We start from the raw sequence: 22,210 nt of genomic DNA on the forward strand, positions 1-22,210 counted from the left end.
TCGCTGGAGATTACGGCCGGTTGACCGCGGCCGTCGCGGCGGCCCGCGCGCCGCGTCTTGCCGGTGAGCGGGCGCCGCTCTAGCCTCTCCGGAGGCGTGGACCGCAGGTGCGGCCGCGACCCGGAGGCACAATGTACGGTCCGCAAGGCAATGGTGGCGGCGGCGCGCGCAGACAGGCGCAGCGCTCGGCGAAGGTCACTGTCCCCGAGATCCGCTCCCGCAAAGGGGTCTCGCCGATCGCGATGGTGACGGCCTACGACTTCACGATGGCGCGGCTGCTCGACGAGGGCGGCGCCGATCTGCTGCTCGTCGGCGACTCGCTCGGGATGGTCGTGCAGGGGCACACGACCACGCTCCCCGTGACGGTCGAGGAGATCTGCTACCACGGGCGCGCGGTGACGCGCGGCGCGCGGCGCGCCCACGTCGTGGGCGACATGCCGTTCATGAGCTTCCAGCTCTCCCCTGTGCACGCGCTCGAGAACGCCGGGCGGATGATGAAGGAGGGCAGCTTCGAGAGCATCAAGCTCGAGGGGGGCGCGGAGATCGCCGAGCACGTGCGCCGGATCGTCGCCGCGGGCATCCCGGTGATGGGCCACCTCGGGCTCACGCCGCAGTCCGTGCACGCGATGGGCGGCTTCAAGGTGCAGGGCAAGGGCGACGAGGCGGCCGAGCGCCTCATCGCCGACGCGCGCATCCTCGACGAGGCGGGCGTCTACGCGATCGTCCTCGAGGCCATCCCGCCGGACCTCGCGCAGGAGGTGACGGCGGCGGTCTCCGTCCCGACGATCGGCATCGGCGCCGGGGCCGGGTGCGACGGGCAGGTCCTCGTCTGTTACGACCTGCTCGGGATGTTCCGCGAGCTGACCCCGAAGTTCGCGAAGCGCTTCGCCGAGGTCGGCGACCAGATCGTGGAGGCGACGCGCGCCTACGTGGACGAGGTGCAGTCGCGCACGTTCCCGGCCGCGGAGCACAGCTTCAAGCCGAACGGGCCGCGCCGGGCCCCGGCCGTCGCCGCGGCGCCGGCCAAGCCGGAGTTCCCGCCGGCGGACGAGATCCCCGCGCACTGGCAGACGCACTGAAAGCCTCGGCCGGCTTCAGCCGGCCCGGGCCTCCGCGGGCTCCCGCCGCGCGCCGAGGGCGCGCAGCAGGAGCTCGGCCGCGAGCAGCACCAGCAGCAGCAGCGCCACATAGGGCGAAGCGTCGATCGACGCGGACATGCCGCCCAGCTCCGCGGCGCGGGCGCCCTCGGTGACGCGGCGAGGGCGCAGGTCGATCTCGCGCTCGGGGACCGAGACGACGCGCGTCGAGCGCTCGCCGTCGAGGGTGAGCTCGTAGAGGCCGGCGAGCGGGGGCGACACGCGCAGCCGCCGCTCGACCTCCGCGACGGGGAGCGGCTCGCGCCCCGCGGAGCCCTCGCTGCCGTCGACCCGCACGCGCTCGACCTTCACGTCGCGGTAGCCGTCGAACGTCCACATCTCGCCGGCAGCGAGGCGGCGCGCTCCGCCCCGCGCGCGCGCGGCGCCCACGAACCCGTCGAGCAGCGACAGGAACGCCGGCCGCAGGGAGACGTCGCTCTCCTCCGTGCTGAGCGGCAACGTCATGAACAGCACGACGCCGCGCCCGAGCGGGCGGCGCACCAGGAACGGGGCGCCGTCCTTCCACCGGGCGAGCACCTCGGCGCCCTCGGAGGCCTCCGGGCCGAGCGTGGCCCGGCCGCGCGGGGCGACGTCGGCGAGGCCGGCCGCGGGCGGGCCGAGCCAGCCCGCCGTGGCGGGATCCACGCCGGGCACCGGGGACGACGACCAGCGGACGACCCCGGGCACCAGCGGCTCGAACCCGGCCCCGAGCGGCGCCGCGGCCGCCCGCTGGCCGAGCGTCAGGAGCGCGACGCCGCCGCGCTCCACCCACGCGGCGAGCGAGCGGCGCACCTCCGGCGTGAACCCGGGCGCGTCGTCGACGATGAGCCCCGCGTGCGCGGCCAGCTCGTCCGCGTGCTCCGGGACGGAGGGCAGGGGCCTGATCTGCGCGTCGAGGTCGAGCGCCGAGAGCGCCTGCTCGAGCGGCGGAGGGCCGCCCGTCTCGACGTGCGTGGTGGCGGGGTCGACGACGACCGCGATCGAGAGCGGGCCGCCGGCAGGGATGATCGGCGCGCGATCGTCCTCGGCGATCGCGTCGCCGCCGGTGAGCGCGGCGATCAGGATCTCGGGCGTCCCGGAGGGCAGGTCGATCGAGATCTCCTCGGCGCGCAGCGCCGGAGGGAGCGCGACCTTGCCGAGCACGGCGTCGCCGGCGCGCACCTCGAGTGAGCGCCCCGCGGCGGCGGAGGCGCCCGCGGCGGGCGGCGCCGCTGCGCCGCCGTCGCGCTCCGCTGCGGCGAGGTCGGGCCCGGGCGCGGCGGCCGACGCGGCGGCCGACGCGGCGGTGCAGACGACGCGGACGCGCGCCTTCTGGCCGGATCGATCGGCGCGCACGATCCCGCAGTCCTCTCCGCCCGCCTCGAGCTCCTCGAGCGGCACCCACGTGGCGATGTCGGGCGTGCCCGAGATGGGCGGGGCGCCGGGCGCGCCGTCCGCGAGATCGCTGAGGAGCACGATCCGCTTGTCGCTCTGGGGTAGCCCCCGGAGCAGATCGCGGGCGAGATCCAGGGCGCCGTCGAGGTCGGTGGCGCGGTCCGACGGCGTCACCGTGGCGAGCGCCTCGGTGACGGCGGCCAGGTTGGTCGTCGACGCGAGGGCGACGCGGGCCGGCGCGCCCGCGAGGACGATCGCCGCGGCGTCGCCCGGCGCGAGCCCGCCGGCGAGCTCGCGCGCGGCCGTCAGCGCGCGCTCGAACCGCGAGGCCGCGTCGCTCGGCCGCGCGTCGCCCGCGGCGTCGCCGGCGCGGGACCGCGCCCGCATGCTCAGCGAGTCGTCGACGACGATCGCGAGGGCGACGGACGCGCCGGCCCTGCGGCTGAGCGACAGGTGCGAGCAGCGCAGGAGCGGCGTCGCGCCGAGCACCGCGAGCGCGAGCACCGAGAGGGCCCGGGTGGCGAAGAGGGCGCGGTCCTCGAGGAGGCTCCGGCGCCGCGCCGTCGGCGGCGTGGCCGGGACCAGGCGCGCCGGCGGGAACGGCCGCTCCTCGGCGCGGCGGCGGCGCAGGAGGTGCGCGGCGATCGGCGCGCCGACGAGCAGCGCGACCAAGAGCGCGCCGAGCGTGACGAAGCTCATCGGCGCACCTCGGCGATCGCCTGCACGAGCGCGCGGACGACGTCGGTCGGGGGCTCGGCGGTCGTCGCGCGGAGCACGCGGCCGCCGCGCGAGGCGAGCGCGCGCGACCAGGCGTCGGTGAGATCGGCGAGGCGCGCCTGGTACTGCGCGCGGACCGCGCCCGCGTCGGCCTCGACCACGGCGCCGCCCTCCAGGGCGCGGAGGCGCACGTTGCCCTCGAAGTCGAGCTCCGCCTCGCTGGGATCGAGGACCTGGAGGGCGATCAGCGTGCGGCCGCCCGTGCTGAGCGGCGTGAACGCGGAGAGCGCACCCTCCGCGCCGGATTCACCAGCAAGATCGAGGAGATCCGAGATGAGCAGCACCACGGCGCCGCGGCGCGCCTTCTTCGCGACCGGCGCGAGCGCGCGCTCGATGGCGCTCGCGTCGCCGCTCCAGTCCTGGGCCGCGGACGTGGCCTCCAGGGCGCCGACGATCCGCTCGAACGCCTCGCGCCCCGCCATGGCGGGCAGGCCGTGGGTGCCGGCCCCGCCCAGCCAGGCGAGCCCCACCGGATCGCCGGTGGCGAGCGCGACGCGGGCCATGGCCGCGGCGATGAGCGCCGCGTAGGCGAGCTTGGCGCCGGGCGCGCGCCGGCCGCGGTACGACATCGAGGCGGTCGCGTCGACGCACAGCCAGAGGGCGCGATCGGTCTCGGTCTCGAACTCGCGCACCATCAGGCGGTCGTGGCGGAGCAGCGCGCGGCGATCGAAGAAGCGGAGATCGTCGCCGGGCACGTAGGGACGCTGCCCGCCGAACTCGACGCCGGCGCCCTTGCGGATGCTGCGGTGCATTCCGGCGTAGACGCCCTCGGCGACGGCCCGCGATTTGAGGCGGAGCGGGGCGAGCCCGCCCCAGTCGATGGGAAATGCGGCGAGCGAGGCGCGATCGGGAGAGGGCGGCACAGGGGCGCTTCTTTAGCGTGGATCCCCGGGGCGATCACCTCGCCGCGCGGGCGCGCCGGGCCGCGCGCGGCCGGCGCTGGGCTCCCTCGGCGGCGCGGCTTTACCGCTGGCTTTCCCGTTCCTCCGGGGCCGAGGGCTTGCCGTGGCGACGCCCACCACACATCAGCTCCATGGAATGGCTGACGAGAGGAGACCGGTGTCGCGCGCGTGGCTCGGGTACCTGCTGATCGCCGCCGCGATCCTGGTCTTTTCCGGGATCCTCGGGCCGCTGGGGCGGCCGCTCGTGCCCTACGACGAGGCGGTGGCCGAGGTGCGGCGCGGGGAGGTCGCCGCGGCGGTGGTGAAGCCCGACGAGATCGAGCTGAGCCGCCGGGGGGAGGCGCAGCGGCCCGGGGAGCGCGTCCGCGTGACGCGGCTGCCCGGCGTCGAGGACGAGCCGCTCGTGAGGGCGCTGCTCGACCAGGGGGTCCGCATCGAGGCGAAGAGCGCCTCGTCCTCGGCGTGGATGCAGGCGGCGATCTGGCTCGTGCCGCTCGTCCTCATCAACGCGGCGTTCTTCATGATGCTGCGCCGGGCGGGGCAGGGGGCCGGCGGGCCGCTCGGGTTCCTGCGCAGCAAGGCGAAGATCTACGACCGGTCGAAGCAGGAGCCGGTGCGCTTCTCGGACGTGGCGGGGGTCGACGAGGCCAAGGACGAGCTCGTCGAGGTCGTCGACTTCCTCCGGGAGCCGTCGCGGTACCGGTCGCTCGGCGGGCGGATCCCGCGCGGCCTGCTGCTCATCGGGCCGCCCGGCACGGGCAAGACCCTGCTCGCGCGCGCGGTGGCGGGCGAGGCGAACGTGCCGTTCTTCTCGCTCAACGCGAGCGAGTTCGTCGAGATGTTCGTGGGGCTCGGGGCCGCGCGGGTGCGCGAGCTCTTCGAGGAGGCGCGCAAGAGCGCGCCCAGCATCGTGTTCATCGACGAGATCGACGCCGTGGGCAGGACGCGCGGCGGCCTCAGCGCGATCTCGACCCACGACGAGCGGGAGCAGACGCTCCACCAGCTCCTCGCCGAGCTCGACGGCTTCGACGCGCGCACCACCGTGATCCTGATGGCCGCTACCAACCGGCCCGAGGTGCTCGATCCTGCCCTGCTGCGGCCCGGGCGCTTCGACCGGCAGGTCATCGTGGACCGGCCCGACCTGCGGGGCCGCGAGGCGATCCTCGCCGTGCACGCGCGCCGGGTGCCGCTCGCGAGCGACGTCGACCTCGGGCTCGTGGCGCGGCGCACGCCGGGCATGGTGGGGGCCGACCTGGCCAAGATCGTCAACGAGGCGGCGCTCGCCGGGGCGCGGCGCGGCGCCAAGGAGATCGGGCAGGCCGACTTCGACGAGGCGCTCGATCGCTCGCAGCTCGGGCTCCGGCGCCGCGGGCAGATCATGACCGCGGAGGAGCGGCGGCGCGTGGCCTACCACGAGGCCGGGCACGCGCTCGTCGCGCTCGCGCTGCCGGCCGCCGATCCGGTGGAGCGGGTGTCGATCGTGGCGCGGACGATCGGCGCGCTCGGCGTCACGATCCAGGTGCCCCGCGACGAGCGCCAGCTCATCACGGAGCAGGAGATCGAGTCGCGCGTCACGGTGATGCTCGGCGGCAGGGCGGCAGAGGAGATCGCGCTGGGCCAGGTGTCGAGCGGCGCGCACGACGACCTCGGGCGGGCCACGGCGCTCGTCCGCGAGATGGTGACCCGCCTCGGGATGAGCCGGCGCCTCGGGCTGCCCGCGCTGTCGCGCAACGTCGGCGCGCCGATGCTCGGCGTGATCCAGGAAGAGCGCACCTGCAGCGAGGAGACCGCGCGCGAGGTGGACGAGGAGGTGAGGGAGCGGCTCGGCGAGATGTACCTGAAGGCCAAGCAGCTCCTCGTCGACCGCCGCGAGGGCCTCGAGGCGGCCGCGGAGGCGCTCGTGCTCAAGGAGACCCTGCGCGGCGAGGAGCTGGAGCGGATCGCGGCGGTGTCGACGCGGCGGAAGATCTCCGTGGGGTCGCCGAGCGCCGCCTGAGGCTCAGGCCACGCGGCGCCGGCGCCGGAGGCCGCCCGCGAGCGCGGCGAGCGACAGCCCGGCGGCGGCCCAGGCCCCGCCGCCCTGCGCGCCGGCGGCCGCGCGGCAAGCGCAGCCGCCGTCCTGCGCCGCGGGCTCACCGCTGTCCGGCGGCTCTTCCGGCCTGTCGACGCCGACGCCCCTCACGAAGATCGCCTGCTCCGGGGCGTCCGGATCGTTCGACGCGAGGAGGACCGTCGCGGTGAACTCGCCGGCGGCCTTCGGGGCGAAGCGGATCGCGAAGTCGGTCGCCGTCTCGCCGTCGATCTCGAGCGCGGCGTCCGCGAGCTCGAAGCTCTCCGCGTCGCCCGCCGTCACGGCGACGTCGAGCAGCGCCTCCCCGACGTTGGACAGCGTGACGAGCTCCGCGTTGGCCTGCCCCACCTCCACCGTGCCGAAATCGATCTCCTGCTTGTCCAGCGCGAGGTCCGGGAGCGGCACGTGGACGCGCTCGCTCTCGAAGCGCCAGGCCTGCTCGGTGAGCGGGAAGGCGAGCGGGATGTCGGCGATCGGGATCGACCACTCGCGGCCCAGCAGGCTGACGCCGAACGCGGGGATGAGGTGGAGCGTGCCCTCGTAGCGCACCGAGCCCTCCGGGCGCACGTTGAGCTCGACCGACGGGCCGCCCAGGTACTCCGTCGAGGACGCGCGCTGCTCCGGGGTGATGTCGCCCCCGCTCACCGTCGCCTGATCGAGCGTCTCGACGGCCACGCGGTGTGTCGCGTAACGCGCGGTGACATCCATGGCGACGTCGAGCTCGAACCTGCCGTCGATGCCGGGGATCGATCCGATGATGTCGGCGAGGGAGACGGACGCGAGCCGCTGCACGTCCGTCGAGCTCGCCAGCGTGACGCCCGGATCCCAGCCCCAGGCGTCGAACTTGTCGCGGGTGTGCACCTGGAAGTCGATCTGCGGGACGTAGGGGATATCGCCTGTCCAGTCGAAGTCCTGGCCCAGGACGGAGATGCTGACGCGCCCCTGGGCGCTGACGTCGAGCCCGTAATCGCAGGCAAACACACCTCCGCCCGGGTCGCCGGGGGCGGCGAGCGAGAGCGCCTCTGGCCACGACGCCTCGAGCGCGCCGCTCAGGGACACCTCGGTATTCGCGTAGACCGCGGCCCGTAAGCTCAGCTGCAGCGGTGAGCTCGGCGGAATCCAGCCCGTCTCGAAATCGAGCTCGAGCGGGATGGCGTCTCTGCGCTGGAAGGCGACCGGTCCCCGCCTGCAGAACAGCGGGTCGTCGGGGCACGGCGCGGCGAGCGAGTCGTAGGCCGAGGCCGCGGCGGGGGCGAGGAGGGTGAGCGCCGCGGCGGTGCCGCGGAGAGCGCGCGCCCGACGGCGCCGAGCCGAGGAGAAGGCCGCGAGGACAGCGTCGCCGAACAGCAGGGAGCGCATGATCGCGATTATCGCGATCCGCGCGCTCCACGTCATCACCGCATTCCAGGGCGGGGCGGCCTCAACGTGCCCCGATCAGCGTGCCGACCGCGATTCCGGCGGCCGCGCAGAGAATGGCCACCAGGGTCCATAGAATGCGCTCGCGCGAGGAGGCGCCCGCCCTCGCCGCGCCGTTGCCGGACGCCTCGGTGAACACCGCAGCGCTGGCCTCGGGCAGCACCTGGACCACCGCGCTCTCTCGCGACGGGGGGAGGAGCGCGACGTCCGGAATGGAAACGTCGTTCTGGGCGGCGGCGTGGTCCAGGCCCGTTTGCTCGAGCTCCAGCTCGGTGATCGAGTCCGCGTCGTGGAGGCTGGCGAGGCTGGCGCGGGAATGGCCGATGAAGCGCCGCTCGCGGCACGCGCGCAGGGCGTCGGCGAAGGCGCGGGCGCTCGGGTGCCGTTCGGCCGGGTCCTTGGCGAGGGCCCTCAGGATGACCGCCTCCAGGCCGGCCGAGATGAGCCCGCCGTGCTCGCTGGACCGCGGCGGCAGCGGCTGCTCGGCGATTTGCGCCGTCATGACGGCGATGGGCGTCCGCTTGCTGAACGGCACGGCGCCGACGACCATCTCGTAGAGGATGCAGCCGAGCGCGTAGACATCGCAGCGCGGGTCGACGTCCTCTCCGCGCACCTGCTCCGGCGCCATGTACTCGGGCGTGCCGAAGATCATGTCCTGCTCGGTGAGCCCGGTCGTCATCAGCTCGCCGTGCACGACCTTCGCGAGCCCGAAATCGACAACGCGGACGCGGCCGGCGAGCGGCGACGGCGCGGCGCCGTAGGGCCCGTCCGGCGGCGCCGCCGGGCGATCGATGAGCACGTTGGCCGGCTTGAGGTCGCGGTGGATCACGCCCGCCGCGTGCGCTGTCTCCAGCGCGGCGCAGATCTGCACGGCGATCTCGATCGCGAGGTCGACCGCGATCGGCGCGCGCTCCTGCAAGAGCTCCTCGAGGGAGCTCCCGTCGATGTGCTCCAGCGCGATCGCGAGGAGCCCGTCCTCCTCGACGAAGTCGAGCATCCGGACGACGTGGGGCCCCTCGACCCGCCTCAGGATGGCGGCCTCGCGGTGGTAGCGCCGGAAGATCTGGGGCGTGCCGGAGAGGTGCTTGTGGATCACCTTGAGCGCGACGCGCCGGCCGTCCTCGTCGCGGGCGGCGCGGTACACGACGCCGGACGCGCCCTCGCCGATGACCGACTCCACCGTGTACCGCGAGGCGACGCGGTGCCCGGCGGGCAGGCGCTCGGGCGCCGGCTCCGGGGAGATCACCGCGCGATCCCCGCGTCCGCGGGGGGCGGCGGCGCGGGGTCCGGGGGCGGGGGGCCGAGGTGCAGCTCCGTCGACGAGGTGCACGCGCTCACGATCTTGGGGCTCAGCTCGATGGGGTCGAGCCGCGCGGTCGGATCGGACTCGCGCCACGCGGCGCAGGCGGTCTCGGCGAGCCCGGTCGCGTCGAGCGCGACGTACGCCTCGAGCAGGTGCCGGTGCACCGTGGCGGTCTGCATCCGGGCGAGGTCGCCGTAGCCGAGCAGGCGGTTCGCCCGCGCCACGGCGTCGATGTAGCGGCCGCTCCGCACGTCGCCGGCGAGCTGCGGCAGCTCGGCGTCGACGCGGCGCTGGGCCTCGCGCGCGCGGCCGGCGCCCTCGGAGCGCACCAGGGCGCCGGCGCTCGCGGCCTCGGCCTTGCCCTGCGTCGTGAGCGGCAGGTCGGTGAGCGGCACGAGGATCACCATGCCGCGGTGCAGGTTGTCCTTCTTGAGGTGGTTGTACTTGTGGAGCATCCACGCCTTGTCCCGCTTGCCGAGGAAGCGGTAGGCGATGGTGAGCAGGTTGTCGTTCTGGCCGACGACGTACCGCAGGTTGTACGGCACGATGATCTCCATCCCGTCGGTCGGCTCGATCCAGGGCATGGTGTCGTTCGAGAGCGCGAGGACGTCGCTCCGGTCGGCGGCGCCGAGCAGCCGCTCCGCGAGGTTCGCCCAGGTCTCGCCGGCGGTGACGCGGTGGTGGCCGAGCGCGGGCACCTCCAGCCGGAGGCCGGGGATGATCGGGACGCCGGCGCCCGCGTCGAGCGCGTTGGCTGCGACGAGCACCTGCTCCATCTGCACGCGCCCGTAGGTGCGCTCCGCGATCTGCGCGAGCGTCTCGCCCTCGCGGACCACGTGCGGGAACGCCGCCGCGGCGCTGCCCGCCAGCGTTATCGCGGCCAGCGCGCCCGCGGAAAACCAGGTTCGCCCAGAGCTCACGGGCCGAGGGTACCAGGGGTTCGTGGCGCTGCGCGATGGGCTCGCGCGGCGCAGCGAGAGCGGGGCGCGCCCGCAATTTCGTCCTGCCCGCGGTTTCGTGCCAGAGTCGGCGGGATTCATGAGACACACGACGATGGCCGGCACGATCCCGGCGTGGTTCTCGCGGCGCTCGCCCGCCGCGGCGCGGCTGCTCGCGGTGGGCTTGCTCGGGCTGGCGACGCCGGGCTGCCTCGTCCGGCAGGAGCTCTACGACCAGGCGCGCGCCGAGATCCAGAGAGAGCGTGAGGAAGGAAACAAGGCCAGGGCCGAGGCCCAGACCGCCCGCGCCGAGGCGGTGCAGCGGTCGGCGCAGGTCGCCGCGCTCGAGGCAGAGCTCGGGCGCCTCGAGGACGACCTCCGGGCGCGCGACCTCACGCTGTCCGAGGCGACCACGGCGGAGGCCGGGCTCGTGCGGCGGCTGGACGAGCTCGCCGCGATGAACGAGGAGCTGTCGGCGCGGCTCCGGAGCGCCGGGCAGAGCGTGGGCCAGCTCGCGAACGAGCGCGGCAGCCTGTCGGCCGAGCTCGCCGAGGCGCGGGCCAAGGTCGACGAGCTGCGCCGCCAGCAGGCGGCGGCCGAGGCGCGGGCGGCGCAGATGCGCGACCTCGCGAGCCGGTTCCAGGCGATGGTCGACGGCGGGAAGGTCCGCGTCGAGATCCGCGGCGGGCTGCCGCTGCTCGAGATCTCGAGCGACGCGCTGTTCGACGCCGGGAAGGCCGAGGTCAAGCCGGCCGGCCGGAAGACGCTGGCCGAGATCGCGGGGGTGCTCCGGACGATACCGGATCACAGGTTCCAGGTCGCCGGGCACACGGACGACAAAAAGCTGAAGAAGAACGCGAGGTTCGCGTCGAACTGGGACGTCTCGGCGGCGCGCGCGGTGGCGGTCGTCGAGGTGCTCATCGAGCGCGGGATATCGCCACAGCGCCTTTCCGCGGCCGGACACGGGGAGTTCGCGCCGGTCGTGTCGAACGCCGCGGAGGCGGGGCGGGCGAGGAACCGGCGTATCGAAATCGTGTTGTTGGCGGAGCCGCAAGAGGCGGGGAAGACGGGGAAGGCGCCCGGCGAGGCGGGGGCGGCGGCGGCGCCGTGAAGGGCACGAGTCCGGCGGGCGGCGCTTCGGGGGAAACGGAATCAGCGCTGGCCAGCACGACAATGCGCCCGACAGACATCCTTCCTGGCCTGGTGCTCGGTCGGGCGCTGGCAGGTGCATTGAATCACCGTCAGCACAGACGACGTGCGTGAATGCGGAAACTCCTCGCCGCCCTGGTGAGCGGGGAGGCTCGGCGGCCAGCGAAGGTGGTGAGCCCTGGCCGTGGTATGCTCCGCGGATGTCCACCGAAGAGCTCCTGGCGCAGATCCTCCGACTACCCCGCCACGAGCGAGCTCGGCTCGCAGAGGAGCTGCTTTCCAGCCTGGAGGAGACGGACGACGAGGAAGTTGCGGCGGCGTGGGCGAGTGAGCTGGAGCGCCGATCGCGCGAGGTCGCGGAGGGCAACGTCCAGACGGTGGACTGGGGCTCCGCGCGAACGGAGCTCTTGATGGAGCTCGAGGTGCGTCGTGCGCGTCGAGCTGCATCCTGAGGCGCGCGCAGAGCTTCGCGCCGTCGCTGTCTGGTACGATGAGCGGCGCCCCGGGCTCCGGCGACGAGTTCGTGGACGAGGTATCGTCGATCATCGCCAGGATCGGAGAAGCCCCCGGGACTTTTCCGAGGTGGCCCACGACGTCCCCCGCTTCGGTGCACATCCGCAGGGCGGTTCTCGGCCGTTTCCCCTATGTGATCGCGTTCGAGGCGCACGCCGAGCGCGTGCTCGTGCTGGCGATCGCGCATGCAAAGCGCCGCCCGCTGTACTGGCTCGCTCGCGCCCTCTAGAACCGCCTCGCCGACTCACGGAGCGCTCTACCGTGCCGCTTCGCCGGCGGTCTCCCCTCGCCGCAGCGCGCACGCCGCGAGGACGCACAGCGCGGGCGTGACGACCATGTGATAGCGGTCCTCGCCGAAGAACACCGCGTGTGTCAGCGCGACCGAGGCGACCGCGAACGCGAGATAGCCGACGACCCCCCCGTTCGCGGGGCGGCCCGGCAGCGGCAGCGCGGCGATGACGGGGATCGCCACGGCGAGCGGCCAGAAGGCGTGATCGTCGCCGAGCACGCCCCACGTGACGAGCCCGAGCACCGCGGCGAGCGCCGCGAGCTGCGCGACGAGCGCCCGCCACGGGCGCCGCCGCGGGAGCGCCACGACGCCGAGCGCCGCGACCGAAAGCAGGCCGAGGTGCGACGCCGTGAGCACCCGGCGCCCGGCCGCGCGCCGCTCCTCGGGCCACGCCGCGGGGTTCGCCTCGCCCAGGTAGCCGATGGGGAACGACTCGTGATCGAAGGTGAAGCTCAGCTTCTTCGGGATCAGCGCCAGCCAGCGGGCGGGATCGGCCTTGATCCACTTCAGCCCCTCGGCCATCCAGCACCGGTCCTGGGCGACCTGCCCGCGCGTGATCGGACAGCCGTCGCCCGCGCGCAGCGTCTCGAAGCGCCCCGTCGCGCGCGGGAACGCGCCGATGGCGAGGTTCCAGCCGCCGTTCGTCGAGACGAGCGCGCAGCCGTCCATCACCCGGCAGTTCCGGATCGTCCACGGGGCCACGACGGCGAGGGCCGCGGCGACCGAGAGCGCCACGGCCAGGGCGCCGCGCCTCCACGCGCCGAGCCCGGAGGCCGCCGCGTGGCCGGCCCGCGCGCCGGCGCTGCGCGGGCCTCGCAGCGCCAGCAGCGCGAGCGCCGGCGCGCAGAGCAAGCTCTGCGGCCGCACCAGCGCCGTCAGGCCGAGCGCCGCGCCCGCGAGGAGCGCGCCGCGGACCAGGCGGCCGCGCGCGGCGTCGCGCGCGAGCAGCCACGGCGCCGTCACCAGGCCGAGCGCCGCGAGCGGCTCGGTCATGAGCAGCGCCGCGTACACGATGAGCCCCGGCGACAGCGCCGCGAGGAGCGCCGCGACGCGGGCGCGCGCCGGCGTGGTCGCGTGCCGCGCGAGGCGATGGACAACGACGACGAGCAGCGCGCCGGCCACCGCGTTCGCGACCGTCGCCACGTGCGGCCCGGCGCCGAACAGCCTGTAGACGAGGCCCAGGAAGCCGCTGTAGCCGACCGGGTAGTGGCACCACGGGTGCCACACCGGCTGCCCGCCGACGACGAGATCGTCCGAGTAGCCGAGGCCGGCGGCGATCCGGCGCGCGCCGAAGTCGTAGTAATGGCCGTCCCACACCGGCTCGCGCGCCCACGCGAGCGCCACGTAGAGCCGCGGCAGCAGCGCGAGCACGAACGCGATCGCCGAGAACCCGAGATCCCCGCCGCGGCTCGCCGGGTCGCGGCCGGCGCGCGCCGCCTCGGCGCCGGCCGGCGCCGCCTCAGCCATGCTGCTTCGCGCGCGTGCCGGCGGAGATCTCGCGCAGGCGGCGCATGTAGGTCTTCGCGACCTGGGCCGGATCGAGCCGCAGGTACTTGGCAATTTCCTGAACGAATCCCTGTACGTAGACGGACGCGGGCAGGTCGCCCATCGACTCGTTCTCGATCGCCTGGAGGTGCGCCAGCGAGATCTTCGTCCGCTGCGAGATGTCGGTGAGCTCGACCCCCTGCGACTCGCGCACCTTGCGCAGCAGCGCGCCGCTGAACTGCGTCTCGGCGTTGATCTCGCGCGCGAGCTCGGCCTGGAGCATGGCGAGCTCGGCCGCGGCCGCGGAGTTCTCGGCCCGCGCCGGGCCGAGCGGCGTGCGCGGATCGTCGGGGTAGGTCGACAGGTCGTAGGCGCGGCGGCGCACCGGATCGAGGAGCGTGTCGTGCGCCTCCTCGATGCGCGCCTGCTCCTTCTGGAGCACCGCGGGGCTGAGCACGCTGACCACCGGCAGGCTCCCCTCGCGGTAGATGTCGCGCTGCCGCTTGTAGGCGCGCCGGATCTCGTCGTCGGCGGCCGTCCGCGCGAGGCCGAGCGCCTCGTAGAGGGTGGCCGGCGCGGCGCTCTTCGCGGCGGCGGCGAGGGCGCGCGCGTGCGCCTCGGCCGGGCGCGAGTCGCGCGCGGCGAGCAGCGCGAGGATGCGCCGGGCCACGCGCTCGAGGTTGCGCGCGCTCTTCGACGTCGGGCTGTCGATGAGGAGCGGCTGGCGCCGCCGCGCGGTCAGCCACACCGCGTCGTCGTGCTCGATGTGCCCGAGGTAGTCGAGGGAGATGCCGAGGAAGCGCTGCGACACGGCGCTCATCGCCGGGCCGAGCTCGAGGTCGGAGCGGTGCCGCGTCTGGCTGACCACGAGGTGCGGCGTCACCCGCGGGAGCTGCGCGGCCGCGAGCGACGCGACCCCCTCGTCGAACCGCTTCACCTCCATGATGAAGTCGCGCGGCGTCGCGAGCGCCGGGAGCGACGCGGCCACCTTCTCCACGAGGCGGATCTTGAAGCGCTCCTTCATGAGCGCGCGGCGCAGGGTGCGCTGGTAGAGCGCGCGGCAGAAGCGGTAGGCGTGCTCGACGGCGAGCGGCTCGGGCGTGGTGACGCAGATGCCGACGTCGGCGTGCAGGAAGAGGTCGAGCGTCGAGGAGCCGGTCGCCGCGCCGAGGCTGACGATCACGTAGTCGACGTCGAGCTCCTGGATCATCTTCATCCAGTAGGCGGCGCGGCTCGGCCGGAGCGGCGTGGCGGTCATCGGGTCGTACGCGGTCGGGACGAGCCGGAGCCCGGGCACCGTGGTCGCGATCGGCTCGGCCTTGCCCTCCTCGATGTCCTCGCGCGTGACGAGCGGCGGCGCCTCGATCCCGAGCGCCGCGTGCAGCCCCGGGCTGTAGGCGTCGGTGTCGATGATGATCACGTCGCGGCCGAGCTGCGCGAAGTACACCCCCAGGTTGACCGCGAGCGTCGCCTTCCCGACGCCCCCGCGGCCACCCCCGACGGCGATCACGCGGCGGGAGCGCGACGTGGAGAACGAGGGGACCTCGCCCGGCAAGGCGAGGTCGTCGTCCGACGAGCCAGGCGGGAGCGTCGAATAGCGGGACGGCGGGTAGGACTCACCGGAGCTGGACAAGGTTCCTCGTGATGCGGTGTGCGGTGTGCGGTCTCGAGACGCGGCGCGGCGAGCTGCATGCCTCGTGGGAGCGGGCGCGTCCCTCCTAGCACGCGCCGCGCGCCGCCATCAGCGTCGCCGTCGCCGCGGCCCCGCGCTGGCCGGCGCGCGGCCGCCTGCCGCCAGAGCCGCCTCGACGCGCCCCGGCCGCTGGGGTAGGCGCTCCGCCGTGGCCACCGTCCGACCCTTCCGCGCTTACCGACCTCCCCAGGCTCATGCGGCCCGCGTCGCCAGCCCGCCGTACGACGTGATCTCCACGGCCGAGGCGCGCGCCCTCGCGGCGGGGGGGCTGCACAGCTTCCTGCGCGTCTCCCGCCCCGAGATCGACCTGCCCGAGGGGACCGACGAGCACGACGACGCGGTCTACGCACGCGGCGCGCAGAACCTCGCCGACCTCATCGCCAGCGGCGATCTCGCGCAGGACCCGGAGCCGCACCTCTACCTCTACGCCCAGAAGATGGGGGATCACCGGCAGATCGGCGTCGTCGGCTGCGCCTCGGTCGCGGAGTACGAGCAGGACGTCATCAAGAAGCACGAGAAGACGCGCCCCGACAAGGAGGACGACCGCACCCGCCACATCGAGGAGCTGGGCGCCCACGACGAGCCGGTCTTCCTCACGTACCGCGCCGACCCGAGCATCGACGGCGTGGTCGCGCAGGCCACGCAGTCGCCGCCCATCTACGATTTCACGACGGCCGACGGCGTCGAGCACAAGCTCTGGGTCCTCGGCCGCGCGTCGACCGCCGACCTCGAGGAGCGCTTTCGGCAGATCCCGACGCTCTACGTCGCCGATGGCCACCACCGCAGCGCCGCGGCGGCGCGCGTGCACCGGAAGCTGCGCGGCGACGGCGGCGAGCACGACGTGTTCCTGGCCGTGGTCTTCCCGCACGACCAGATGAACATCATGCCGTACAACCGCGTGGTGCGAGACCTCGCCGGCCGCAGCGCGGAGGCGCTCGTCGCCGCGCTCGGCGAGCGGCTCGAGCTCGCGCCGGTCCAGGACGGCGCGGCCGCGACCCCGGCAGGTCCCAAGGCCTTCGGGCTCTACCTCGGCGGCCGCTGGTACACCGCCCGGGTGCGCCCGGGGTCGTTCGACGCGAAGGACCCGGTGGCCTCGCTCGATTGCTCGATATGCCAGGACCAGATCCTCGGTCCGATCTTCAGCGTCAGCGACCCACGGCGGGACAAGCACGTCGATTTCGTCGGGGGCATCCGCGGCATCGCCGAGCTCGAGCGGCGCGTCGACTCGGGCGCGTTCACGGTGGCGATCCTCCTCTACCCGACGCAGATCGGCGAGCTGTTCGCGGTCAGCGACGCGGGGCTGCTCATGCCGCCGAAGAGCACGTGGTTCGAGCCGAAGCTCCGCAGCGGGCTCTTCGTGCATACGTTCTGACCAGCGCGCCCCGCCGGGGGTAGACTGCGCGCATGGCGGACATCAAGCGCGTATCACCCGAACAGGCAAAGAAGCTCATCGAGGAGGAGGGGTATCTCTATCTCGACGTCCGGAGCGAGCCCGAATACGCGGCTGGCCACCCGAGCGGCGCCCACAACGTACCGCTCCTGCACGCCGGCGCGGGCGGCATGAAGCCCAACCCGGACTTCCTCGACGTGGTCTGCGCCCTCTACCCCAAGGACGCGAAGATCGTCGTGGGCTGTCGGTCCGGGCAGCGCTCGATGCGCGCGGCCGAGGCCATGGTGTCGGCCGGCTACACGGCCGTCATCGACCAGCGCGCCGGCTTCGACGGCCCGCGCGACGCGTTCGGCGCGCTGACCGAGCGGGGATGGGGGCCGGCCGGACTGCCGGTCGAGACGACCACGCCCGGCGCGTCGTACGCCGAGCTCCGGCAGAAGGCCGGCAGGTAAAGCGACCCATCGCGTAAAGCGACCCACCGGGCAGCAGCAGGCGACGCGTCGGGCCCGCAGGGGTCGCGAGGCAGCGCCGGGCGCATGTGGCCGTGGCCCCGAGTGCGCTGCCGCAGCCCTGAGCGCATTGCCGCAGCCCTGAGCGCATCGCCGACAGCCCTGAGCGCATCGCCGACAGCCCTGAGCGCATTGCCGACAACCCTGAGCGCATTGCCGACAGCCCCGAGTGCATTGCCGTAGCCCTCAGCGCATTGCCGACAGCCGCGCCTTCCGCTACGAACCGGCGTGCTCCACGGTGCGCGTGTCGCAGTGGTCATCCCCGCGCGGAACGAGGCGCGCTGGATCGCCGAGGCGGTGGGGGCGGTCCCCGCCTTCGTCGACCACGTGATCGTCGTGGACGATGCCAGCCGGGACGGCACCGCCGACCTCGCGCGCGCGGCCGGCGACGAGCGCCTCGAGGTGGTCACGCACCCCGCGTGCCGCGGCGTCGGCGCGGCGATCGTCGCCGGCTACCGGCGCGCTCGCGCCCTCGGCGCGGCCGCCGTCGCCGTCATGGCCGGCGACGGGCAGATGGACCCGCGCGACCTCCCGCGCGTCGTCGCCCCGATCACCTCCGGCGAGGCCGATTACGTGAAGGGCGATCGCCTGCGGCACCCGGACGTGTGGCGCGTCATGCCCCTCCAGCGGCTCGCCGCGACGGCGGCGCTCGCCGCGCTCACCCGCCGCGCGGCGGGGCTCGACGCCCTCTCCGACAGCCAGTGCGGATACACCGCCATCTCGGCGCGCGCGCTCGACGCGCTCGATCTCGACGGGCTCTGGCCCCGCTACGGCTACCCGAACGACCTGCTCGCCGCCCTCGCGGCGCGCCGCCTCCGCGTCCGCGAGGTCAGCGTGCGCCCCGTCTACCGCGGCGAGGCGAGCGGCCTGCGCGCGCGCCACGTGCTCACCATTCTCTTCCTCCTCTCCAGGAGCGTCCTCAGGCAGCGCCTGAGTTGAGCCAGGAAACACTGGCTGACCACTCTTGGTCATCGCCGGGAACGTCCTAAGGCAGCGCCTGAGTTGAGCCGGGAAATGCAGGCTGACCAGGCCAGGACGGAATGTGTCAGTCGAACGAATCGACACGAGGGGCCACGCAAATCGGTCGACCAACTCGCGGGTTGGTTCCATAGCAAGGCTGGCCTGGCGACCTGACTCATCGACTCGTCGCCGAGGGCCCCGCAGGCGCGGACCCCAGGGCCATGCTTCAACCGGTGGGGGTGACGGACGTGGCGATCAGCCGAGCCGCCTGGTTCAGAGTCTGGAATCTGGGGAGGGCGCGGACTCCCTCCTTCACGCCCCGGGTCGTGGCCTATGCGTTCGGCATCGAGCTGCCGTATAGCCTGCTTGTCCCGGTCGCTCACCTGCGGCTGCTCGGCGTCGTGGACTCGCATGTCCAGGCGCGCATGCTCGGGCTGATCGGGCTCCTGTACATCGTCAAGACAGCGGGCCTGATCGCGCTGCTCGTCCACATGCTGCGCCCGATCGAGCGCCTGCGGCGGTACGCCGTGGGCCACCCCCTCCGCAGCGGCGCGGCCTTCGAGGAGACCGGCGGCGGCGCGGCGCCCCCGGAGGATCTCATCCTCGCCGCGGCGAACGCCGCCTACGACACGCCGCTCTCGTTCGCGACGGTCTGGTCGGTCTCCTGGGCGCTCCTGTACCTGCCCGTCACCGTGGCGTTCTACTTCATCGCGCCCGACCAGGCCCCGATCGGCGTCCAGCGCGGCGTCGCGCTGGCCCTCTTCGCGCTGGCGCTCTTCGCGGCCGCGCTGCCGCTCGCCTACAGCATCCTCGGCCGCCTGCTCTCGCCCGCCGCCGGCGTCATCTCGCTCCTCGCCCGCGAGCGCGGCCTCACCGTGCCCGGCAAGGGCTACTCGCTCGCGGTCCGCCTCGTGATCCTCGGCGCCTGCCTCGCCATCGCGCCGACGAGCTGGATGGCGGCGATGGTGCTCGGCGAGACGGCGGTGCCGGCCAGGCCCGGCCTGAACCTCACGCTGGCGATCTTCTCGATGGTCGCCGTCACCTGGGCCCCCGTCTGCGCGGGCTTCCTCGCGGGCGCCCTGGCCGGCCCGTTCCAGCAGGTCGCCGCGGTCATCCAGACCATCGTCCAGCGCGGCGAGGTCGACCGGCTGGAGCGCATCCCCGTGTACTTCAAGGACGAGATCGGCGCCCTGGCGGGCGGCGTCAACGCCATGGTCGATCGCCTCGAGGAGTCGTCCCGGCGCATGCGCAGCTACCTGGCGGAGCGCGAGCGCCTGCTGCAGGACGCGGCGCAGCGCGCGGCGCAGCTCGGGGCCGTGCTGGACAACCTCGTCGAGGGGGTGTTCGCGTGCGACCGCCAGGGGCGGCTGACGATGCTCAACGCCTCGGGGCTCAGGCTGCTCGGCCTGTCGGGCCGCTCCGGGCAGGTCGGCCGCATGGTCGAGGAGGTGATGGACCTCAGCCGCATGCGCCACACCGACGGCCGGCCGTTCACGCGCGACGAGCTGCCCATGGTGCGGGCGCTCGCCGGCGAGACCATCGTGCAGGAGGAGCAGGTGCTCGCGAACGGCCGCGCGGGCCGGGACGTCTTCCTGCGCACCAGCGCCGCGCCGATCCGCAGCGAGAACGGGGCGATCCTCGGCGCGGTCACGGTGGCCCGCGACGTGACGGAGCTCATGGAGCTCGACCTCGTCAAGGACCAGTTCATCCGCGTCGGCGCGCACGAGCTCAAGACGCCGGTCGCGATCATGAAGGGCTACGCGCTCGCCCTGCTGCGCAACACGAACGACCTGCCGGCGCCCCGCCGCAAGATGCTGGAGGCGATCGACCGCGGCGCGGACAGGATCAACCGCATCGTCGACGACCTGCTCGCCATCTCGCAGGTCTCGCTCGACGTCCTCCACGTCTCCGAGGAGGACGTCGACCTGAAGGAGCTCGTGAAGCAGGCGGTCGACTGCGTCGCGAAGTCGGCGAGCCGCCACCGCGTGCGGCTGTCGGTCGACGCCGAGCGGCCGACCGTGGTGCGCGCGGACCCGGAGCGGCTGCGCCAGGTGCTCGCGAGCCTGCTCGACAACGCGGTGAAGTACTCGCCGGACGGCGGCGACATCGACGTCCGCGTCGCCGTGGCCGAGCGCGCGCCGGCGTCCTCGCAGTCGCTCTGCGACGCCGCGCTCTTCTCGCAGCGCCACGGCTCGTCGCCGGGCTTCGAGGCGGTCGTGTCCGTGCGCGACCAGGGCGTCGGCATCCCGGCGCACAAGCAGGCGCGGATCTTCGAGCGCTTCTTCCGGGCGCACACGGACACCCGGCACGACTACGGCGGCATGGGGATCGGGCTGTTCCTTGCGAAGGACATGATCGCCCGCCACGGCGGTCGCATGTGGTTCGAGAGCGAGGAGGACAAGGGCAGCACGTTCTATTTCACCGTTCCACTCCGCAGCGAGGCCCCCGCGGTCGACCGACGATGAGCGACAGACATGGAAAGACGGTGCTCCTGGTGGAGGACGACGCGGACCTCGTGGCGCTGGTCTCCCTCGTGCTCCAGGAAGACGGCTACCGGGTGAAGATCGCGTGCAACGGCCGCGAGGCGCTCGCCAAGCTGGAGAACGACATCCCCGATCTCATCCTGCTCGACATGAAGATGCCGGTGATGAACGGCCCGGAGTTCGCGCGCGAGCTCGAGGTCCGGCACGGGCGGCAGGCGCCCATCATCGTGCTCACCGCCGCGGCGGACGCGCACCGGCGGGCGGCCGAGGTCGGCGCGGACGCGTGGCTGGGCAAGCCGTTCGACCCGGACGCGCTGCTCTCGACGGTGAGGCGTTACACAGGGTGAGCGCGCGGGAGCTGCCGGCGTCCGGCGAGGTCGCGCCGCACCTCGGCCCAGTACCGCGCGGGGAACCGCCGGTGATCGAAGCCGGTCGCGCGAAACACGCGGGTGATGCGGGCATATCGGCGCAGGCTCCATGCTCTCATGATCTCGAGCGAGGGATGGAGGCCCCGCGCCTCGATGAACGGCGCTGCCCGCGCGTAGAGCGCCGGCATGACCTCATCGAGCCACGACCGCATCAGGCGCTCGTATCCGGACGTACCGACGCAGCGCCCGGAGATCACCTGAGCGCGCGTGACGCCATGGCGCGCGAGCTCCTCCTCGGGCAGGTAGCAGAGGCCGCGATCGGCGTCCTCCTGCATGTCCCTGAGGTTGTTGAAGAACTGATCGAGCCGGCCGAACTCCCCGGCTGCGTCCCAGTGCTCCATCGTCAGGAACGGAACGAGCTGGAAGATGTGGCCTGACAGCCGCATCAGCATCGTGTCGTGCTCCTTCATCGTGCGGATGAGGAGGCCGGGGGCGTGGTAGTCGGCGAGGGCGAGCAGGTAAGCGTCCCAGGCGGCAAGCGAGCGCCTCTGGATGTCGTCTGCCTCACGTGGCTCGCGCGCGGCGCCTTGACCTGGTGCGCTCGAGTCGCGGAGCCACAGCGCGCGGATGGCCGAGAGCTCGCTCGCGAAGGGGCAGCTCGGATCGACGAAGCCGCGTGAACGGAGCAGCCTCCACGCCTCCATGAACCGGCTGAAACGCCGCTCGTGAGGCTCGATGCGCTCGTTCTCGGCCAGACGGTCGACGATGCGGATCCAGCGGATGCGGTCGAGCCACGCCTGCTTCACGTCGGGGTCGAGGCCGAGCACCCAGGCGGCGTTGTCCTCGTCCTTCAAGGCGTCGTCCGACAGGGCGCGATAGTGCGATGAGCCGACGACCGCTGAGATGGGCTGGTAAGCACTCCTCTCCGACACCGGCGCCGCGGCGGGTACGCAAGGCAGTCGAGGGGAGGTGGGTTGAGTAGGTTTCACGAGGTCGCGTGCCGCCGTTGATTGTGCCTGTCGCTGGTGTCGCCCTGCGCTCGCGTGCGGTCATTGGCAATGATGGCTGTTGCCCATCCCGAGGATCCGGATCGCCTGTGCAGGCGACGACGCGTTGTCCGCGGTCCGGTAGAACTTTCCGCTCCTCCCCGAGATGCAAGCTGACGCCCGCTCGCCTTCCTTTATGAGACCTTATAGTCTCCCAGTCGACGCGGAAATTCGTCGTCCAGGGCACGGGCGCCGCGGACAATGCATGGATTCCTTGCGTGATTTGCCGGTGCGCTGCGGCCACGCCGTCAATGAGCGTCGGTGTATACCCCGGGCTGATACGTTGTCCAACGGATAAAACCGGGGCTGCCCCGGCGTTTTTGCCGCTTCCTGATCTGTCGCTGCGCTCCCTCTGGTGTCCTGGGCAGATGGGTTTTCCGGAGTTCCTGGTGGATACCGCAGCGCCGC

General features: G+C 73.5%; 18 protein-coding genes. 10 read left to right on the forward strand and 8 right to left on the reverse strand.

Annotated features, from left to right (window positions below):
- The first annotated feature begins 131 nt into the window (after positions 1 to 131).
- Positions 132 to 1,079, forward strand: a complete 948-nt coding sequence (gene panB / locus WME76_RS02790; protein ID WP_437958671.1) for a 3-methyl-2-oxobutanoate hydroxymethyltransferase — start codon at positions 132 to 134, stop codon at positions 1,077 to 1,079.
- A 15-nt stretch (positions 1,080 to 1,094) separates the two neighbouring features.
- Here the strand turns inward: panB and WME76_RS02795 are convergent, their stop codons facing one another.
- Together WME76_RS02795 and WME76_RS02800 are read right to left on the reverse strand one after the other, a co-directional pair.
- A complete protein-coding gene (locus WME76_RS02795; RefSeq protein ID WP_437958672.1) occupies positions 1,095 to 3,209 on the reverse strand; it encodes a VWA domain-containing protein in 2,115 nt (704 codons plus the stop codon).
- Entirely contained in the window at positions 3,206 to 4,150 is a 945-nt protein-coding gene (locus WME76_RS02800; RefSeq protein ID WP_437958673.1) for a DUF58 domain-containing protein, read from the reverse strand. The genes WME76_RS02795 and WME76_RS02800 overlap by 4 nt, the downstream gene beginning before the upstream one ends.
- A gap of 196 nt (positions 4,151 to 4,346) precedes the next feature.
- Between WME76_RS02800 and ftsH the strand changes: the two genes are divergently transcribed.
- Complete coding sequence (ftsH, locus tag WME76_RS02805; RefSeq protein WP_437958674.1) at positions 4,347 to 6,185, forward strand: ATP-dependent zinc metalloprotease FtsH; 1,839 nt, start codon at positions 4,347 to 4,349, stop codon at positions 6,183 to 6,185.
- A gap of 3 nt (positions 6,186 to 6,188) precedes the next feature.
- Here ftsH and WME76_RS02810 read toward each other — a convergent pair whose 3' ends face one another.
- The 3 genes from WME76_RS02810 to WME76_RS02820 all read right to left on the reverse strand — a co-directional run bounded on the left by WME76_RS02810 (position 6,189) and on the right by WME76_RS02820 (position 9,899).
- A complete protein-coding gene (locus WME76_RS02810; RefSeq protein WP_437958675.1) occupies positions 6,189 to 7,619 on the reverse strand; it encodes a choice-of-anchor D domain-containing protein in 1,431 nt (476 codons plus the stop codon).
- A gap of 61 nt (positions 7,620 to 7,680) precedes the next feature.
- On the reverse strand, positions 7,681 to 8,922 hold the full coding sequence (locus WME76_RS02815) for a serine/threonine-protein kinase (RefSeq protein WP_437958676.1): 1,242 nt from the start codon (positions 8,920 to 8,922) through the stop codon (positions 7,681 to 7,683).
- Positions 8,919 to 9,899 carry a LysM peptidoglycan-binding domain-containing protein gene (locus tag WME76_RS02820; protein WP_437958677.1) on the reverse strand — a complete coding sequence of 327 codons (981 nt, stop codon included), beginning with the start codon at positions 9,897 to 9,899 and terminating at the stop codon, positions 8,919 to 8,921. Before WME76_RS02820 ends, WME76_RS02815 begins: the two co-directional genes overlap by 4 nt.
- A 118-nt stretch (positions 9,900 to 10,017) precedes the next feature.
- Here WME76_RS02820 and WME76_RS02825 point away from each other — a divergent pair, with 118 nt between their 5' ends.
- From WME76_RS02825 to WME76_RS02835, 3 genes are all read left to right on the forward strand, one after another.
- Positions 10,018 to 11,028: an OmpA family protein gene (locus WME76_RS02825; protein ID WP_437958678.1), complete on the forward strand. Its 1,011-nt coding sequence runs from the start codon at positions 10,018 to 10,020 to the stop codon at positions 11,026 to 11,028.
- 238 nt (positions 11,029 to 11,266) lie between these two features.
- Positions 11,267 to 11,518, forward strand: a complete 252-nt coding sequence (locus tag WME76_RS02830) for an addiction module protein (RefSeq protein ID WP_437958679.1) — start codon at positions 11,267 to 11,269, stop codon at positions 11,516 to 11,518.
- Between the two features lie 38 nt (positions 11,519 to 11,556).
- The gene (locus tag WME76_RS02835) at positions 11,557 to 11,808 is read left to right on the forward strand and encodes a type II toxin-antitoxin system RelE/ParE family toxin (RefSeq protein ID WP_437958680.1); all 252 of its coding nucleotides are present in this window, start codon (positions 11,557 to 11,559) and stop codon (positions 11,806 to 11,808) included.
- 27 nt (positions 11,809 to 11,835) lie between these two features.
- On the opposite strand, the gene WME76_RS02840 is transcribed toward WME76_RS02835, so the two are convergent.
- The gene (locus tag WME76_RS02840) at positions 11,836 to 13,335 is read right to left on the reverse strand and encodes a glycosyltransferase family 39 protein (protein WP_437958681.1); all 1,500 of its coding nucleotides are present in this window, start codon (positions 13,333 to 13,335) and stop codon (positions 11,836 to 11,838) included.
- Positions 13,328 to 14,986, reverse strand: a complete 1,659-nt coding sequence (locus tag WME76_RS02845) for a helix-turn-helix domain-containing protein (protein WP_433933050.1) — start codon at positions 14,984 to 14,986, stop codon at positions 13,328 to 13,330. The genes WME76_RS02840 and WME76_RS02845 overlap by 8 nt, the downstream gene beginning before the upstream one ends.
- Positions 14,987 to 15,194: 208 nt before the next feature.
- On the opposite strand from WME76_RS02845, the gene WME76_RS02850 reads away from it, so the two are divergent.
- From WME76_RS02850 to WME76_RS02870, 5 genes are all read left to right on the forward strand, one after another.
- Positions 15,195 to 16,418, forward strand: coding sequence for a DUF1015 domain-containing protein (locus WME76_RS02850; protein WP_437958682.1), 1,224 nt, complete (start codon positions 15,195 to 15,197; stop codon positions 16,416 to 16,418).
- A gap of 32 nt (positions 16,419 to 16,450) precedes the next feature.
- Positions 16,451 to 16,888: a rhodanese-like domain-containing protein gene (locus WME76_RS02855; protein ID WP_437958683.1), complete on the forward strand. Its 438-nt coding sequence runs from the start codon at positions 16,451 to 16,453 to the stop codon at positions 16,886 to 16,888.
- Positions 16,889 to 17,173: 285 nt separating this feature from the next.
- Positions 17,174 to 17,884: a glycosyltransferase family 2 protein gene (locus WME76_RS02860; RefSeq protein WP_437958684.1), complete on the forward strand. Its 711-nt coding sequence runs from the start codon at positions 17,174 to 17,176 to the stop codon at positions 17,882 to 17,884.
- A 347-nt stretch (positions 17,885 to 18,231) separates the two neighbouring features.
- Entirely contained in the window at positions 18,232 to 20,370 is a 2,139-nt protein-coding gene (locus WME76_RS02865) for a HAMP domain-containing sensor histidine kinase (RefSeq protein WP_437958685.1), read from the forward strand.
- Positions 20,367 to 20,735, forward strand: coding sequence for a response regulator (locus WME76_RS02870; protein ID WP_433933057.1), 369 nt, complete (start codon positions 20,367 to 20,369; stop codon positions 20,733 to 20,735). Before WME76_RS02865 ends, WME76_RS02870 begins: the two co-directional genes overlap by 4 nt.
- Here the strand turns inward: WME76_RS02870 and WME76_RS02875 are convergent.
- The gene (locus tag WME76_RS02875; protein WP_437958686.1) at positions 20,723 to 21,610 is read right to left on the reverse strand and encodes a squalene/phytoene synthase family protein; all 888 of its coding nucleotides are present in this window, start codon (positions 21,608 to 21,610) and stop codon (positions 20,723 to 20,725) included. The two genes, WME76_RS02870 and WME76_RS02875, sit on opposite strands and share 13 nt — an antisense overlap.
- Positions 21,611 to 22,210 lie beyond the last annotated feature (600 nt).

It is taken from the genome of Sorangium sp. So ce119 (assembly GCF_051524405.1).
GTDB lineage: Bacteria > Myxococcota_A > Polyangia > Polyangiales > Polyangiaceae > Sorangium > Sorangium cellulosum_G.